Raw genomic sequence first — 15,299 nt, 5'->3', positions numbered from 1 at the left:
GCCGAGGTATAAACTAAGCCCATGGAAGGATTTCCGGTTAGGGTTCGCGTGGACGTTCGCTTCCGGGATCTGGACCCCTTGGGACACGTGAACAACGCCGTCTTCCTCTCCTACATGGAGCTTGCCCGGATCCGTTACTTCCAGCGGATCTCCCCAGACTGGCTGGAGGAGGGCCACTTCGTGGTGGCCCGGATGGAGGTGGACTACCTCAGGCCCATCCTCCTGGGGGACGAGGTCTTTGTGGGGGTGCGTACCGTGGGCCTTGGCCGCTCCAGCCTGCGGATGGAACACCTCGTCACCGCCAACGGGGAATCGGCCGCCAAGGGGCTGGGCGTCCTGGTCTGGCTGGAAGGGGGCCGCCCCGCCCCCTTGCCCGAGGCCATCCGGGAGAGGATCCGGGCCCTGGAGGGGCGGCCCCTTTAGCCCCTGGACAGGGCCCCCGTGTCCCGCTATCCTGAGGCCATGGCCCTTCCCTCCGCCCTCTGGTGGCCCGGCTAGGCCCCGGGGCGGGAGGCCTTTCCCCGGGGCACACCCCGGGGCTTTGTTTTTGGGGGACGGCATGGAGCGGATCCGACCTTACCGCAAAACCTTCCTCGCGGACCTGGAGACCCCGGTGACCGCCTACCTGAAGCTTGCCGAGAAGGCTCCGGTGAGCTTCCTTTTGGAGTCGGTGGAGCGGGGGCGCCAAAGCCGCTTCTCCATCGTGGGGGTGGGGGCGCGGCGCACCTTCCGCCTGAAGGACGGGGTCTTCACGGTGAACGGGGAGCGGGTGGAAACCCGTGATCCCTTGCGCGCCCTCTACGAGAGGGTCTACGCCCCCTTGGAGCGCCACCCCGACCTCCCCCCCTTCTTCGGCGGGGTGGTGGGCTACGCCGCCTACGACCTCGTCCGCTACTACGAAAGGCTTCCGAGCCTCAAGCCCGACGACCTCGGCCTCCCCGACCTCCTCTTCGTGGAGCCCGAGGTGGTGGCCGTCTTTGACCACCTGAAGAACCTCCTCCACCTCGTGGCCCCAGGGAGGGACCCCGAGGAGGCGGAGGCCCGCCTCTTTTGGGCGGAGAGGCGGCTCAAGGGCCCCTTGCCCGGGGTGCCGGGGGAGAGGGCGGGGGGGAGGGCCCGCTTCCAGGCGGACTTTTCCCGGGAGGCCTACCTGGAGGCGGTGAGGAGGGCCCTGGACTACATCCGGGCGGGGGACATCTTCCAGGTGGTCCTCTCCTTGAGGCTCTCCTCCCCCCTCACCGTCCACCCCTTCGCCCTCTACCGGGCGCTGAGGAGCGTGAACCCGAGCCCCTACATGGGCTACCTGGACCTGGGGGAGGTGGTCTTGGTCTCGGCGAGCCCGGAAAGCCTCCTCCGCTCGGACGGCCGAAGGGTGGTCACCCGGCCCATCGCGGGCACGAGGCCGAGGGGGAAGGACGAGGAGGAGGACAAAAGGCTTGCCGAGGAGCTCCTTAGGGACGAGAAGGAGGTCGCGGAGCACGTGATGCTTCTGGACCTCTCCCGCAACGACATCGGCCGGGTCGCCGCCTTCGGCACGGTGCGGGTCCTCGAGCCCCTCCACGTGGAGCACTACTCCCACGTGATGCACCTGGTCTCCACGGTGGAGGGCATCTTGGCCGAGGGGAAGACCCCCCTGGACGCCCTGGCCAGCGTGCTGCCCATGGGGACGGTCTCCGGGGCCCCGAAGATCCGGGCCATGGAGATCATTGAAGAACTGGAGCCCCACCGCCGGGGGCCCTACGGGGGAAGCTTCGGCTACCTCGCCTACGACGGGGCCATGGACATGGCCCTCACCCTGCGCACCTTCGTGGTGGCGAAGGGGTGGATGCACGTCCAGGCGGGGGCGGGGATCGTGGCGGACTCGGTGCCGGAGAGGGAGTACGAGGAGTGCTGGAACAAGGCGCGGGCGCTCCTCAAGGCGGTGGAGATGGCGGAGGCGGGGCTGTGATCCCACCCCATGCCGGCAGGGGCCCGGTAAGGAGGCCTGGTAGGCATGGCTGCTAACGGAGCGAAGGGGAGAAAGGTTATGAGGGTCTTGGTGGTGGACAACTACGACAGCTTCACCTACAACCTGGTGCAGTACCTGGGGGAGCTCGGGGCGGAGCCCATCGTGTGGCGGAACGACCGCTTCCGGCTGGAGGAGGTGGAGGCCCTGGACCCGGACCGGATCCTCATCAGCCCGGGGCCTTGCACCCCCTTTGAGGCGGGGCTTTCCGTCCCCTTGGTCCAGCGCTACGCCCCCCGCTACCCCATCCTGGGGGTCTGCCTCGGACACCAGGCCATCGGGGCGGCCTTCGGGGGGAAGGTGGTCCCCGCCCCCGTCCTCATGCACGGCAAGGTGAGCCCCATCCACCACGACGGCACCGGGGTCTTCCGGGGGCTAGATAGCCCCTTCCCCGCCACCCGCTACCACTCCCTGGCGGTGGTGGAGGTGCCGGAGGCCCTCGTGGTGAACGCCTGGGCGGAGGAGGCGGGGGGGCGGACGGTGATGGGCTTCCGCCACCGGGACTACCCCACCCACGGGGTGCAGTTCCACCCGGAAAGCTACCTTACGGAGGCGGGTAAACTCATCCTCAAGAACTTCCTGGAGGACCCATGGACGCGGTGAAGAAGGCCATTCTGGGCGAGGTTTTGGAGGAAGAGGAGGCCTACGAGGTCATGCGGGCCCTGATGGCGGGGGAGGTCTCCCCGGTGCGGGCGGCGGGGCTTTTGGTGGCCTTGAGCCTGAGGGGAGAGCGGCCCCACGAGATCGCCGCCATGGCCCGGGCCATGCGGGAGGCGGCGAGGCCCTTGAGGGTACACCGGCGCCCCCTTTTGGACATCGTGGGCACCGGGGGGGACGGGAAGGGGCTTATGAACCTCTCCACCCTGGCCGCCCTGGTGGCGGCGGCGGGGGGTGTGGCCGTGGCCAAGCACGGGAACCGGGCGGCAAGCTCAAGGGCGGGGAGCGCGGACCTCCTCGAGGCCCTGGGGGTGGACCTGGAGGCCCCCCCCGAGAGGGTGGGAGAGGCCATAGAGGAGCTGGGTTTCGGCTTCCTCTTCGCCCGGGTCTTCCACCCCGCCATGCGCCACGTGGCCCCGGTGCGGGCCGAGCTCGGCGTGCGCACCGTCTTCAACCTCCTCGGGCCCCTCACCAACCCCGCCGGGGCGGACGCCTACGTCCTCGGGGTCTTTAGCCCGGAGTGGCTCGCCCCCATGGCCGAGGCCCTGGAGCGGCTTGGGGCGAGGGGCCTCGTGGTCCACGGGGAGGGGGCGGACGAGCTCGTCCTCGGGGAGAACCGGGTGGTGGAGGTGGGGAAGGGGGCCTACGCCCTCACCCCCGAGGAGGTGGGCCTAAAGAGGGCCCCCCTCGAGGCCCTCAAAGGCGGAGGCCCCGAGGAGAACGCGGCCCTCGCCCGCCGCCTCCTCAAGGGGGAGGAGAAGGGCCCCCTGGCCGACGCCGTGGCCCTGGCCGCGGGGGCCGGGTTCTACGCCGCGGGAAAAACCCCCTCCCTGAAGGAGGGGGTGGCGCTGGCCCGGGAGGTCCTGGCCTCGGGGGAGGCCTACCTCCTCCTGGAGCGCTACGTGGCCTTTCTCAGGGCCTAGAGGTCCAGGAGGACGGTGTCCCCCTCGAGGCGGGCGGGGAAGACCTTCACGGGCCTCGGGGCGGGAAGGGTCTGCCGCCCCGTCCTCAGGTCAAACCGGGCCCCGTGGCGGGGGCAGACGATGGCCCCGTCCTCCACCTCCCCCTCGTGGAGGGGGCCGTCGTCGTGGGTGCAGACGTCCTCCAGGGCGAAGACCTCCTCCCCCGTGTAGAGGAGGAGGATGGGCTTCCTGTGCTCAGGCCGCTTCACCACGAGGCGGCCGTTTTGGAACTCGCCGAGCTTGGCCACGGGGGTCCACATGGCTAGATCCGCACCTTCTCCTCAATCACCGCCTCAATGTGGGCCCTAAGCGCCTTCAAGGGGATGCGGGAGAGGACGTCCGCGAGGTGGGCCTTGACCAGGAGCTCCTGGGCGAGGCCTCGAGGAAGCCCCCGGGACTGGAGGTAGAAGAGCTGCATCTCGTCCACGGGGGCGGTGGTGCTCCCGTGGGTGCAGCGCACGTCGTTGGCCCCGATCTCCAGCTGGGGGATGGAGTCCACCCGGGCCGTGGGGGAGAGGAGGAGGTTGCGGTTCGCCTGGTAGGCGTCCGTCTTCTGGGCGCCCTTTTCCAGCCGGATGAGGCCGGAGAAGACCGCCCGGGCTTCGTCCTTCACCGCCCCCTTGTAGAGGAGGTCCGAGCGGGTGTGGTGCTCCACGTGGTGCTGCAGGGTGTAGTGGTCAAACTGCTGCCTCCCGTGCCCGAAGTAGAGGCCGAGCATCTCGCTCTCCGCCCCCGGACCCACGAGCTCCGAGGCCACCTCGCTCCGGGCGTAGGCGCCCCCGAGGTTCACCACGAGGTCGTTGAGGCCGCTGTCCCGCTCTAAGAGGGCCCTTTGCCGGTGGAAGTGCCACACCCCCTCGCCGAAGGTCTGGACGTGGGCGTGGCGCAGGCGGGCCCCGGGCCTCAGGACCATCTCCGTGGCGGAGAGGTGCAGGGTGGGGGGGAGGTCCAAGGAGAGGTACTCCTCAATGTAGGCGGCCTTGGCGTTGTCCTCCAGGAAGAGGAGGCTCCGCCCCGCCGAGGCCTTTTCCCCCTCCAGGAGCACCTTGAAGACCCCGAGGGGCTTCTCCACCTCCAGCCCCGCGGGCACGTAGAGGAAGGCCCCGTGGGTGAAGAAGGCGCTGTTCTGTGCGGCGAACTTGTCCTCGGTGTAGACCGCCTGGAAGAGGGCCGCCTCCACCTTGTCGGGGTGGGTCTTCAGGGCCTCGGCCAGGGAGGTGAAGACGAGGCCCTTCTCCTTTAGCGCCTCGGGCACCTCGGCGTAGACGAGGTCCGGCCCCACGAAGACCAGGAAGCCCGAGACGTCCGTCCGCTCCAGGCGGCGCTTCACGGGCTCGGGGAGGTCGTCCCGGGAAAGCCTTAGCCCCTTGGGGGCCTCCACGGGAAGCTCCAGGGGGGCTTCGGAGAGGTCGGTGTACCGCCAGTTCTCGTCCTTCTTGCTGGGGTAAGGGAGCCGGGCGAAGGCCTCGAGGGCCTTGAGCCTCTTCTCCAGGAGCCACGCGGGCTCGCCCAGGGCCTTGGAGACGGCCTCCACCTGCGTCTTGTCCAGTACCTGCATGCTTCCTCCCGAAAAAAGGGGGAGGCCCAGGGCCTCCCCCAAGGCTCGGCCTTTAGCCGACGGAGCCCTCCATCTCCAGCTCAATGAGCTTGTTGAGCTCCACGGCGTACTCCAGGGGAAGTTCCTTGGCGATGGGCTCAATGAAGCCGCGCACGATGAGGGCCGCGGCCTCGTCCTCCTTCAGGCCGCGGGACTGGAGGTAGAAGATCTGCTCGTCGTTGATCTTGGAGACCGTGGCCTCGTGGCCCACGTGGGCGGTCTCCTCCTCAATCTCAATGTAGGGGTAGGTGTCGGTGCGGCTTTCGGGGTCAATGAGGAGGGCGTCGCACTCCACGTTGACCTTACCGTGCCGGGCCCCTTCCATCACCTTCACCAGGCCGCGGTAGCTCGCCCGCCCCTTCCCCTTGGAGATGCTCTTGGAGACGATGGTCCCGGAGGTGTGGGGCGCGGCCAGGATGAGCTTGCCGCCCGTGTCCTGGTGCTGGCCCGTCTTGGCGAAGGCGATGGAGAGGATCTCGCTCCTCGCCCCCGGCTCCAGGAGGTAGCTGGAGGGGTACTTCATGGTGACCTTGGAGCCCAGGTTGCCGTCCACCCACTCGTGGTAGGCGTCCCCGTAGACCAGGGCCCGCTGGGTCACCAGGTTGTACATGTTGGTGGACCAGTTCTGGATGGTGGTGTAGCGGCTCCGCGCTCCCCGCTTCACCACGATCTCAATCACGCCCGTGTGGAGGCTTTCCGTGGAGTACATGGGGGCGGTGCACCCCTCAATGTAGTGCACCTCGGCCCCCTCGTCCACGATGATGAGGGTGCGCTCAAACTGGCCGAACTCGGGGGTGTTCACCCGGAAGTAGGCCTGCAGGGGGAGCTCCACCTTGACCCCAGGGGGCACGTAGACGAAGGAGCCCCCGGACCAGGCGGCCGAGTTCAGGGCGGCGAACTTGTTGTCCTCGGGGGGGACGACCTTGGCGAAGTACTCCTTGAAGAGGTCCTCGTACTTCTTCATCCCCTCCTCAATGGCCACGAAGATGACCCCCTGGCGCTCAAGCTCCTCCCTGACCCGGTGGTAGACCATCTCCGAGTCGTACTGGGCCCCCACCCCGGCCAAGACCTTGCGCTCCGCCTCGGGGATGCCCAGGCGCTCGTAGGTCCGGCGGATCTCCTCGGGGACCTCCTCCCAGCTCTTGGCGTCCCGGACCTCGGCGGGCTTCACGTAGTAGACGAGGTCGTCCAGGTTGAGCCCGGAGAGGTCGGGGCCCCACGTGGGCATGGGCTTCTTCTGGAAGATCTCAAAGGCCCGCAGGCGGAACTTCAGCATCCACTCGGGCTCGCCCTTGTGGTAGCTGATGGCCTCAATCACCCTGCGGGTGAGCCCCTTTTCCGCCTTGAAGACGGGCCGGATCTCGTCAATGAAGTGCCAGCGGTACTCCTCGCCGATCTGGCGGATCTCCAGCTCGCTCATGCGCCCTCCTTCACCTTCTCCTTAAGCCACTCGTACCCCTTGGCCTCGAGCTCCAGGGCGAGCTCGGGGCCGCCCGTGGCCACCACCCGGCCGTCCATCATCACGTGAACCTTGTCGGGCTGGATGTAGTTCAGGATCCGCTGGTAGTGGGTGATCACCAACGCGCCGAAGTTCGGCCCCCGCATGGCGTTCACGCCCCGGGCCACCACCTTGAGGGCGTCAATGTCCAGGCCCGAGTCGGTCTCGTCCAGGACGGCGTAGGTGGGCTCCAGGACCAATAGCTGCAGGATCTCGTTCCGCTTCTTCTCCCCGCCGGAGAAGCCCTCGTTGAGGTAGCGGGAGAGGTAGCTCTCGTCCCAGTCCAGAAGCTCCAGGGCCTTCTTCACCTTGGTCCAGAACTCCGCCACCCCCACCTCCCGGCCGAGCTTGGCCTGGAGGGCGAGGCGGAGGAAGTTGGCGATGGTCACCCCGGGCACCTCCACCGGGTACTGGAAGGCGAGGAAGAGCCCCTTTCGGGCCCTTTCGTCTGGGGAGAGCTCCAGGATGTTCTCCCCGTCCAGGAGGATCTCCCCCCTCTCCACCGTGTACTCAGGGTCCCCGGCCAGGATCTTGCCCAGGGTGCTCTTCCCGGCCCCGTTGGGGCCCATAAGGGCGTGGACCTCCCCCTTGGGGACCACCAGGTTCACGCCCTTGAGGATCGTCTCCCCGTCAATGGAAGCCCAGAGGTCGCGGATCTCCAGCTGGCTCATGCTCCATCCTCCTCAGACGGGTCTTATCGCGACCCGTTTGCAACAAGCAGTATAGCCCCTGGCGCCGAGAAAGTCTAGTGATTTAGTCGGGATTGGCCAGGTGGAGGCCCAAGGCCTCGGGGGGGGCGAGGGGGGTGGGGGGCAGGCGGGCGGCGAGGCCCGGGTGGGCCCGGCCCACGGCCCTTCCCAGCTGGAGGCGGAAGGGCTCGGGGAGGCCGCTCTGCTTCGCCTCCACGAGCTTCTGCCAGGCGGCCTCCTCCTCCCCCAGGGCGAGGAGGGCGAGGACCTCCGTGGCCTTGGCCTGGGCCTTGAGCCCGGGGTCCAAGAGGGGGGGGAGGGCCACCGTCTGGGCCAGGGCCTCCCCGTAAGCCCCCTCCCTGAGGAGGGCCTCGGCGTAGCCCAGGCGGGCCTGGGCCCGGAGGTAGGGGTTGGCGAGGCCGAGGAAGGGGCGGAGCCTTTCCCGGGCCTCCTTGGGGGGGAGGAGGAGGGCGAGGAGGCTTTCCGCGTCCAGGCGCAAGGCGGTGTACCGGTCGGTGGCCTCCTCGGGGATCTTGGCGAGGAGGTCCCAGAGGAGCCGTTTGGCCTCGGGGGCCTTCAGGCCCCCGAGAAGGGGCGGGCGGTAAGGGGTGCCGGTCTCCAGGAGGAGGTAGGCCGCCGCCAGGCGGAAGAGGGTGCGGAGGTGGCGGTAGCGGGCTTCCTTAGGCCTCTCCCCCGTGGTGCGGAAGTAGGCCTCCGCCCGGGAGAGGAGGGCCAGGGCCTCCAGGGGCCGGCCTTGGGCCGCCTGCAGGATGCCCGCCTCGCTCTCCACGCGGGCGCGGGTGAAGGGGTCCAGGGCCTCCTCTAGGGCCCTTCTGATGGCGGCCTCGGCCTCGGGGTAGAGGCCGAGGCGCCTCAGGAGGGTGGCGTACCGGGCCCGGACCCGGGCCACCTCGTCCTGGGGGGCCCCGGCCTCCTCCAGGGCCTTGAGCCCCTCCTCCATCCGGGCCCTGGCCTCCGGGCTTCCCAGGCGCATGAGGAGGTCGCCCATCTGGTAGCGGGCCCGGCCCAGGAGGAGGGGGTCGTGCCCCACCTGGGCGAGGGCGGTGAGGGCCTCCTCGTACCGCCCCAGGTCCTTGGCCACGAGCCCCCGCCAGAGCTGGACCCGGTCCTTGAGGAAGGGGGCCACGGAGAGCTCGGCCGCCCGCTCGGCGTAGCGGGCCGCCTTCTCGTAATCCCCCTTCCACCGCTCCACCGCGGCCCGCACCAAAAGGCCCTCCGCCCGGGCCGTTTCGTCCAGGAGGGGGAACTCCTCCTCCGGGGGCAAAAGGGCCTCCGCCTCCTTGTAGAGGCCGGCGTCGGCCTTGGCCTCGGCGGCCTTGATGCGGGCCGAGGCCCGAAGCCTTGGGTCCTCGGCCTGGGCCAAGAGGGCGAGGGCCTCCTCCACCTCGGGGTGGGCGTACTGGCCCAAGACGGCCCGGTAGCGCACCAAGGCGGCGGCCAACGCCTCCCGGTCCTCCTTAGGCCAGGACCGGGCCTCCTGCCAGAGGCCCGGCAGGAGGGCGAGGCGGGCGGGGTCCTCGGTGAGGAGGTCCAGAAGGATCCGCCGCTCCCCGGCCTTGCGGGCGTGGTAGAGGCGGCGGAAGAGGTTCTCCCGGGGGAAGAACTCCAGGGCGAGGCGGTGGAGCTCCCGCGGGGCCTCCTGGGGCAGGAGGCTTCGCAGGGAGGGGCGGACGAGCCCGTCCCCCACCCACTCCAAGAGGGCCTTCTCCGCCTGGGAGAGGCGCTCTAGGGGGCGGTTCAAGGCCCTTTCCAGGAGGGCCGCGGGGAAGGCGGGGTCCGCCTCGGGGCTGAAGGCGGCCAGGGCCTCGAGGAGGGGCCTTAGGGCCGGGTCGTCCTGGAGGGGGGTCTCGGGGTCGTGCTTGGCCGCCTCCAGGAGGACGAGGCGGGAAAGCTCCCCGAAGTTCCGCCCCGCCTGGTTCACCAGGGCCTCGAGGCGCTCCGGAGGCAGGTGGGGGAGCCTTTCCCGGACGAAGCGGCGGGCCTCCTCCCGGCTCGGGGGGGAGAGGGGCTGGTAGGGGAGGGTGGGGGGCGGCTCGGTGAGGGCGGCGAGGTAGGGGATTTCCAGGCTCCGCAAGAAGGGCTCAAGCCAGGCGGAGAGGCCCCGCTGCCCCCCGTCCGGCCCCCGCAAGGGGAGGCCCTCCAGGGTCCCTTGGGCCTCGGCCCGGAGGAGGAGGGGGCGGCCTGCCCGGTTCAGGGCCTGGGCTAAGGCGGCGAGGAACTCCTGCTGGAGGGCGCCTTGGAGGATGTAGGGCTGGGTGGGGGAAAGCTGGGAGAGGAGGGTTTCCGCCTCCACCCCAAGCTCCTCCGCCAGGGGGATGAGGGCCTGGGCGAGCTCCCCGCCCAGGTTGAGGACGAAGGGGGTCTTTCCGGGGAAGGCGGCGAGGGCCTGGCGCAGGGCGGAGAGGAGGACCCCCTTGCCCGTGGCCGCCCCGCCCACCACCACCACCTGGGGCCTCCGGCCCGCCTCCAGCTCCCTTAGGAAGTGGCGGAAGATGCGGCGCTTGTCCCGCCCCAGGACCTTACGGGCGCTCTTCAGGAAGAGCTCCGCCGGGGGCGGCGGGGGCTTTAGGCCCGCCTCCCGGTAGAGGTCGGCCAGGATGCGGTAGAGGCGCTCCTTTTCCTCGGGGCTTCCCAGGTCCTTGTAGAGGATGTTGCGCACCGTGCCCGCCCGCCCCCCGCGCTCGGCCATGAGGGCCTCGAGCCAGCGCAGGGAGCCCTTCCTCCCCCGGTGGTCCCGGCCTTGGAGGTGGGGGCGGAGCTCCTCCAGGTAGCGCAGCCAGGGTGTAGCGGCCTTATCCATTCCTTCTTACACTCTACCAGGCCGGTGCAAAAAAGGCCGGGGCACACCCCGGCCTTTTTGCACACCGCCACCTCAGTGGACGGGCTCGTTGAACTGGGCCTCTTCCGTGGAGCCCTTGAGGGCCAGGGTGGAGGCCTGCCCCTGGGTCAGGGCCAGGACCACCTCGTCAAAGTACCCGGCCCCCACCTCCCGCTGGTGCTTGACGGCGGTGAAGCCCTCCTTCTGGGCGGCGAACTCCTTCTGCTGGAGCTCCACGAAGGCGGGCATGCCCCGCTCCTTGTAGCCCTTGGCCAGCTCCCAGATGTAGTAGTTCAGGGCGTGCCAGCCCGCCAGGGTGATGAACTGGAACTTGTACCCCATCTCCCCGAGCTCCCGGTTGAACTTGGCGATGGTCTCGTCGTCCAGGAACTTTTTCCAGTTGAAGGAGGGGGAGAGGTTGTAGGCGAGGAGCTTGTCGGGGAACTCCTTCTTCACCGCCTCGGCGAACTTCCGGGCCTCCTCCAGGTCGGGCTTGGAGGTCTCCATCCAGATCACGTCGGCGTAGGGGGCGTAGGCCAGGGCCCGGGCGATGCCGGCCTCAATCCCGTTCTTGAAGCGGTAGAAGCCCTCGGGTGTGCGCTCGTCCGGGAGGATGAAGGGCTTGTCCCGCTCGTCAATGTCGCTGGTGATGAGGGTGGCGGCCTCGGCGTCGGTGCGGGCGATGATCACCGTGGGCACGCCCATCACGTCCGCGGCGAGCCTGGCCGCCTGGAGGGTGCGGATGTGCTGGCCCGTGGGCACCAGGACCTTGCCGCCCAGGTGGCCGCACTTCTTCTCGCTGGCGAGCTGGTCCTCGTAGTGGATCCCGGCGGCCCCTGCCTCAATCATGGCCTTGGTGAGCTCAAACACGTTGAGGGCCCCGCCGAAGCCCGCCTCGGCGTCGGCCACGATGGGCACGTACCAGTCCCGGGTCACCCGGCCTTCAATCCGCTCCACCTGGTCGGCCCGCATGAGGGCGTTGTTGATGCGCTTCACGATCTGGGGCACGGAGTTGTAGGGATAGAGGGACTGGTCGGGGTAGGTCTGCCAGGCCAGGTTGGCGTCGGCGGCCACCTGCCAGCCGGAGAGGTAGATGGCCTCCAGCCCGGCCCGCACCATCTCCACCGCCATGGCCCCGGTGTAGGCCCCGAAGGTGTGCACGTAGGGCCTTTCGTGGAGGAGCTTCCAGAGTTTCTCCGCCCCTCGCTTGGCCAGGGTGTACTCCACCATCACGCTGGGCCTTAAGCGCACCACGTCCTCGGGGCGGTAGTCCCGCCGGACGCCCTTCCACCTCGGGTTTGTCTCCCACTCCCGGCGGAGCGCCTCCGCTTCCCTTTGCATCTCGGGGGTCAGCCCTTCCATTCCTTCACCTCCCGGGACCCAGTTTCGGGGGGGAAGCGCTTCCGGTGTAGGGTGTAGCCGCCCGGGCTTGACACGGCCTTTTGGTGTGTTTCGCCCGGGTTTACACCGGATAGGCGCCCCCACCTCGGTTTGGCCCCACGGGGCGCTTAGCGGGCCTGCTGGGCGGCGATGAGGAGGGGGTCCCAGACGGGGCTAAAGGGCGGGGCGTAGGCCAGGTCCAGGGCCAAAAGGTCCTCCACGCTCCCCTCCCGGTGGAGGAGGGCGGCGAGGACGTCTATGCGCAGGGCCCCGTGCCCCCGGGCCACCACCGCGCCGCCCAAAAGCCTCCCCGTCCCCTCCTCGTAGACGAGCTCCACCCAGAGGGGCCCGCTTCCCGGGTAGTAGTGGGCCCCATCCCGGCTCTGGATGAAGACCTTCTTGGCCCAGAACCCCTCCTTTAGGGCCCCTTCCAGGGAAAGCCCCGTGGTGGCCACGGCCAGGTCAAAGGCCTTGAAGATGGCCGTGCCCACCACGCCCAGAAAGCGGGCCTCCCTGCCGGCGATGACGCTTCCCGCGGTGCGGCCGTGCTTGTTGGCCACGTCCCCCAAGGGAAGCCAGTAGGGGCGCTTGAGGACCCGGTGGAAGCTTTCCGCCACGTCCCCGGCGGCGTAGACCCCTTCCAGGTTGGTGCGCATCCTTTCGTCGGTGGCGATGGCCCCGGTGGGGCCCAAGGCCACCCCCATGGCCTGGGCGAGCTCGGTGTTGGGCCGGATCCCCGTGGCGAGGAGGACCAAGTCGGCGGGCACCACGCCTTCCGAGGTCTCCACCGCCTCCACCCGGCCCATGCCCCGGAAGGCCTCCACCTTCACCCCGGTCCAGACCTCCACCCCGTGCCGCTCCAGCTCCTCCTTGAGGAGGGCGCCCACCTCCGGGTCCCAGTGGGGGAGGGGGCGGTCCTTGGCCTCCAGGAGGGTCACCTGCAGGCCCCGCTTGCGGAAGGCCTCGGCGGCCTCGAGGCCGATGTACCCCGCCCCCAGGATGGCGGCCCGCCGGGCTTGGGGGAGGGCCTTCAGGAGCCGCTCCCCGTCCTCCATGGTCCTCAGGGTGTAGACCCCTTCCTGCTCCGTGCCGGGGATGGGGGGGAGGCTGGGCCGCGCCCCCGTGGCCAGGACCAGGTGGTCAAACCGGTCCTGGAAGGTCCTTCCCTCGGCGTGGTCGTGCACCGTCAGGGTGCGGAGCTCGTAGTCCACGTCCACCACCTCGTGGCGGGTGCGGACCAGAACCCCCTGCTTCCGGAACTCCTCGGGGGTGCGGGCCACCAGCCTTTCCAGGCGGGGGATCTCCCCGGAAAGCACGTAGGGCAGGCCGCAGGCCCCGTAGGAAACCCACCCCGACTTCTCGTAGACCACCACCTCCAGCTCGGGGTTTTCCCGCTTGGCCTTGGCGGCGGCGGAGGCGCCGCCCGCCACCCCGCCCACGACCACCATCCGCTTGCCCATGGGGGGTATTCTGCCACAGAAGGGGTGGGCGGAATGCCCCAGAGGCCTTAGCCCTTGGCCTTGGGGGTTTCCTCCCGCACGAGCCGCCCGCCCTTCAGATGGAGGATGCGCCCCGCCCTTTGCGCGAGCTCCAGGTCGTGGGTGACGAGGACGAGGGTGCGCGCCTTGCCCAGGGAGAAGAGGAGGTCCGCCACCTGCTCCCGCGCCTCCAGGTCCAGGTTCCCCGTGGGCTCGTCGGCGAAGAGGATGGGGGGGTCCAGGGCCAGGGCCCGGGCCAGGGCCACCCGCTGCTGTTCCCCGCCGGAGAGGCGGCTCGGCAGGTGGTGGAGGCGGGCCTCTAGGCCCACCCTCTCCAGAAGCTCCGCCGCCCGCGCTAGCCTCGCCCTCCGGGGCCAGCCCGCGAGGAGGAGGGGGAAGGCCACGTTCTCCAGGGCGGTGAGGGTGGGGATGAGGTTCCACTGCTGGAAGACGAAGCCCATGTGCCTAAGCCGCACTCCGGCCCGCTCGTCCTCGGAGAGGGCGTGGAGGGGGATGTCCCCCAGGTAGACCCCGCCCTCCGTGGGCAGGTCAAAGCCCGCGAGGAGGTTTAGGAGGGTGGTCTTGCCGCTTCCCGAGGGGCCCACCACCGCCGTGGCCCCCGGGGGGAAAGCGTAGGTGAAGCTCAGAAGGGCCACCACCTCTTTTTCCCCTTGCCGGTAGCGCTTGGTGAGGTTTTCCGCCCGGATGGTCATCTACACCCTCCCCAAAGCCTCCACCACGGGGATGCGGCTTGCGTGGTAGGCGGGAAGAAGCCCGGCGGTAAGCCCGAGGCCGAGGGCCACCCCCAGGGCGAAGAGGGCGAGCCTTCCCGTCACCGCCGAGAGGGCCAGGCCCACCTGGTCCAAGGTGTAGAGGTTGATGGCGAAGGCGCCGAGGGCCCCAAGCCCAAGCCCCAAGGCCCCGCCAAGGAGGGCGATGAGGAGGGCCTCCAGAAGGACGAGGCGGAAGATGAACCCCCGCCTCGCCCCCAGGGCGCGCATGACCCCGAACTCCCGCACCCGCTCGTACACGGACATGGTCACGGTGTTGGCCACGAGAAGCCCCCCCACCACCAGGGCCACCAGGCTGATGCCGAAGCGCACCAGGTCGCTGATCCTTAGGGCGCGTTCGGCGAAGCGCATCACCTCGCTCGTGGTCTGGGCCTTCACCCCGGGGACCGCCTCCTCCAGGGCCCGGGCCACCGCTTCCGCCTTCTGGCCGGGGCTTAGGGCCACGAGCACCGCGGTCACGTTCTCCGTGCCCAAGGCCTCCTGGATCGCCCTCAAGGGGACGAAGATCAGGTTGTCCGCGAGGCCTCCCGTCGCCTCCAGGACCCCCTCCACCCTAAGCTCCAGCCTGGGGGTGAGCCTCAGGACGCTTCCCAGGGCGAGGCCGCTCCGCTCCGCCACCTTGGCCCCCACCACGGCCCCTTTCTCCGAGGGGGTGAGGCGGCCTTCCTTGGCCTTGAGCCCCGGGTAGAGGAGGTCCGGAGGGGTTCCTTCCGGCAGGCCCTGGAAGAGGAAGCTGGTGCTGGGGTCAAAGCCCCCCCGGGTGAGGAAGAGGGTGGGGACCACCGCCCGCACCCCCAGGGCCTTTCCTGCCTCCTCCAGGGCCTTGAGGGTCTCGGGGGGGATCTCGGGGAGGGCGCCGAAGACGAAGCCCTCCGCCCCTTCCGGCACCACCTGGATGGCGGGGCCCACCCGGGAGAGCTCCTGGAAGAGGGCCCGCCTAAGGCCCTCCCCGAAGGAGAGGAAGAGGACCATGCTCGCCGTGGCCACCAGGACCCCGAGCAGGGTGAGGAGGCTCCGGACGGGCCGGGCCAGGAGGTTGCGGAGGACGAGGAGGAAAAGCTCCATCCCTCCGAGGCTACCCCAAGGCGGGGCCAGGGGCGTGGCCTGGCCTACAGAAGGCGTTCCACGAAACGGGTTTCCACCGCCTCCAGGTACGCCCTGGGGTCCACCTTCTGCCTTTCGGGGTGGGCGTAGTAAGCTCTCTCCGCCTCCTCAAAGTCCTCGTGGGCCACGAACCAGAGGAACTCCCGCTCGGAAAGCCAGTAGGCCCCGAGGATCCTAAAGCCCAGGGCCTGCCTCAGGGGAACGATGGTTTCCAGGAAGACCCTTTGGAAGGCCTCCTTGGCCCCCTCCTTCAGGGTGTAGCGGCGCATCTGGACCTTCATGGGGCCCATTGTAAGCGC

The 15,299-nt window shown here is 69.6% G+C and carries 14 protein-coding genes; 4 read left to right on the top strand and 10 right to left on the bottom strand.

Going from position 1 to position 15,299, the window contains the following annotated elements:
• Positions 1-21: 21 nt before the first annotated feature.
• The 4 genes from TTH_RS09365 to trpD all read left to right on the top strand — a co-directional run bounded on the left by TTH_RS09365 (position 22) and on the right by trpD (position 3,585).
• Positions 22-423 carry an acyl-CoA thioesterase gene (locus TTH_RS09365; RefSeq protein WP_011228953.1) on the top strand — a complete coding sequence of 134 codons (402 nt, stop codon included), beginning with the start codon at positions 22-24 and terminating at the stop codon, positions 421-423.
• Between the two features lie 136 nt (positions 424-559).
• Positions 560-1,948 carry an anthranilate synthase component I gene (gene trpE, locus TTH_RS09360; RefSeq protein WP_011173868.1) on the top strand — a complete coding sequence of 463 codons (1,389 nt, stop codon included), beginning with the start codon at positions 560-562 and terminating at the stop codon, positions 1,946-1,948.
• 78 nt (positions 1,949-2,026) lie between these two features.
• Positions 2,027-2,608 (top strand): anthranilate synthase component II, encoded by a 582-nt coding sequence (locus tag TTH_RS09355; protein ID WP_164926075.1) that lies wholly within the window; start codon positions 2,027-2,029, stop codon positions 2,606-2,608.
• Entirely contained in the window at positions 2,596-3,585 is a 990-nt protein-coding gene (gene trpD / locus TTH_RS09350) for an anthranilate phosphoribosyltransferase (protein WP_011173866.1), read from the top strand. The genes TTH_RS09355 and trpD overlap by 13 nt, the downstream gene beginning before the upstream one ends.
• Here the strand turns inward: trpD and TTH_RS09345 are convergent.
• From TTH_RS09345 to TTH_RS09300, 10 genes are all read right to left on the bottom strand, one after another.
• Positions 3,582-3,884 (bottom strand): Rieske (2Fe-2S) protein, encoded by a 303-nt coding sequence (locus TTH_RS09345; RefSeq protein ID WP_011173865.1) that lies wholly within the window; start codon positions 3,882-3,884, stop codon positions 3,582-3,584. The genes trpD and TTH_RS09345 overlap by 4 nt on opposite strands.
• Before the next feature lie 2 nt (positions 3,885-3,886).
• Positions 3,887-5,182 (bottom strand): Fe-S cluster assembly protein SufD, encoded by a 1,296-nt coding sequence (gene sufD, locus TTH_RS09340; RefSeq protein ID WP_011173864.1) that lies wholly within the window; start codon positions 5,180-5,182, stop codon positions 3,887-3,889.
• 52 nt (positions 5,183-5,234) lie between these two features.
• Positions 5,235-6,641, bottom strand: coding sequence for a Fe-S cluster assembly protein SufB (gene sufB, locus TTH_RS09335; RefSeq protein WP_011228950.1), 1,407 nt, complete (start codon positions 6,639-6,641; stop codon positions 5,235-5,237).
• Entirely contained in the window at positions 6,638-7,390 is a 753-nt protein-coding gene (gene sufC, locus TTH_RS09330; RefSeq protein WP_011228949.1) for a Fe-S cluster assembly ATPase SufC, read from the bottom strand. Before sufC ends, sufB begins: the two co-directional genes overlap by 4 nt.
• An 82-nt stretch (positions 7,391-7,472) precedes the next feature.
• Entirely contained in the window at positions 7,473-10,229 is a 2,757-nt protein-coding gene (locus TTH_RS09325) for a hypothetical protein (RefSeq protein ID WP_011228948.1), read from the bottom strand.
• A gap of 72 nt (positions 10,230-10,301) precedes the next feature.
• Positions 10,302-11,609, bottom strand: a complete 1,308-nt coding sequence (gene aceA / locus TTH_RS09320; protein WP_011173860.1) for an isocitrate lyase — start codon at positions 11,607-11,609, stop codon at positions 10,302-10,304.
• A gap of 146 nt (positions 11,610-11,755) precedes the next feature.
• Positions 11,756-13,087, bottom strand: coding sequence for an FAD-dependent oxidoreductase (locus TTH_RS09315; protein ID WP_011228947.1), 1,332 nt, complete (start codon positions 13,085-13,087; stop codon positions 11,756-11,758).
• A gap of 47 nt (positions 13,088-13,134) precedes the next feature.
• A complete protein-coding gene (locus TTH_RS09310; protein WP_011173858.1) occupies positions 13,135-13,818 on the bottom strand; it encodes an ABC transporter ATP-binding protein in 684 nt (227 codons plus the stop codon).
• On the bottom strand, positions 13,819-14,961 hold the full coding sequence (locus tag TTH_RS09305) for an ABC transporter permease (protein WP_011228946.1): 1,143 nt from the start codon (positions 14,959-14,961) through the stop codon (positions 13,819-13,821).
• Positions 14,962-15,005: 44 nt separating this feature from the next.
• A complete protein-coding gene (locus tag TTH_RS09300) occupies positions 15,006-15,290 on the bottom strand; it encodes an NIPSNAP family protein (protein WP_011173856.1) in 285 nt (94 codons plus the stop codon).
• Positions 15,291-15,299: the final 9 nt, after the last annotated feature.

This window comes from Thermus thermophilus HB8 (genome assembly GCF_000091545.1).
GTDB lineage: Bacteria > Deinococcota > Deinococci > Deinococcales > Thermaceae > Thermus > Thermus thermophilus.
The sequence above is the reverse complement of the archived record's forward strand: the minus strand, read 5'-3'. Positions and strand labels throughout refer to the sequence as shown.